We start from the raw sequence: 764 nt of genomic DNA, 5'->3' as shown, positions 1-764 counted from the left end.
GATGGCCTGGTGGACATCGGCTCGGCGTTCAGTGCGGAGACGGAGTCGTCGGAAGCCCTTGATCCAGGCGAAGGTGCGTTCGACAGGCCAGCGGATGGTGCCCAAACCGGAGCCGTGTTCGACGCCGCGTCGGGCGATGACCGGGGTGATGCCTCGGGCGCGGAGGAGGCGGCGGTACTTGTCGTGGTCGTAGCCGCGGTCGGCGTAGAGCCGGCGCGGACGGCGGCGTGGTTTGCCGATCAGGCCGCGGATCGGTGGGACGGCGTCGATGAGCGGGATCAGCTGGGTGACGTCGTTGCGGTGCCCGCCGGTCAAGGTGATCGCCAGCGGGACGCCGGTGGCGTCGGTGATCAGGTGGTGCTTGGAGCCGGACTTGCGCCGGTCGACCGGGCTCGGCCCGGTGTGGTCCCCCCTTTGAGGGCGCGCAGGTGGGTGGAGTCGACCAGCATGGCGGACAGGTCCAGCAAACCGGCTGCGCGCAACTCCGCGAGCAGGCGTTCGTGCAACCGCTGCCACGCCCCGGCCTCGTGCCACTCGGTCAACCGCCGCCAGCACGTCGCACCCGAGGCGCCGAACAACGCGGTAGGCAGCCGGTTCCAGCCGATCCCGGTACGCACCACGTACAGGATGCCTTCCAAGGCGGCACGATCATCTGCGCGTCGACGCCCGGGATAGCGGAAGCGCCTCGCACGTACCGGGATCAGCGGTTCCAAGCGTGCCCACAGCTCATCGGTCAGGACTTCCTCGCGCACGCCGTGATCCTG

Annotated in this window: 1 protein-coding gene; it reads right to left on the bottom strand. The window is 69.8% G+C overall.

The window, feature by feature from the left end; all coding sequences use genetic code 11:
• A protein-coding gene (locus tag ABFX51_RS39250; RefSeq protein ID WP_428832542.1) for an IS5 family transposase occupies positions 1 to 752 on the bottom strand; the annotation gives its coding sequence in 2 pieces (ribosomal slippage) (positions 1 to 407 and positions 407 to 752; 753 coding nt annotated over the 2 pieces). This gene is flagged as partial in the annotation.
• Between the last annotated feature and the right edge of the window lie 12 nt (positions 753 to 764).

The organism is Amycolatopsis dongchuanensis, from assembly GCF_039542405.1.
In the GTDB taxonomy this organism is placed as follows: domain Bacteria; phylum Actinomycetota; class Actinomycetes; order Mycobacteriales; family Pseudonocardiaceae; genus Amycolatopsis_E; species Amycolatopsis_E sacchari.
The sequence above is the reverse complement of the archived record's forward strand: the minus strand, read 5'-3'. Positions and strand labels throughout refer to the sequence as shown.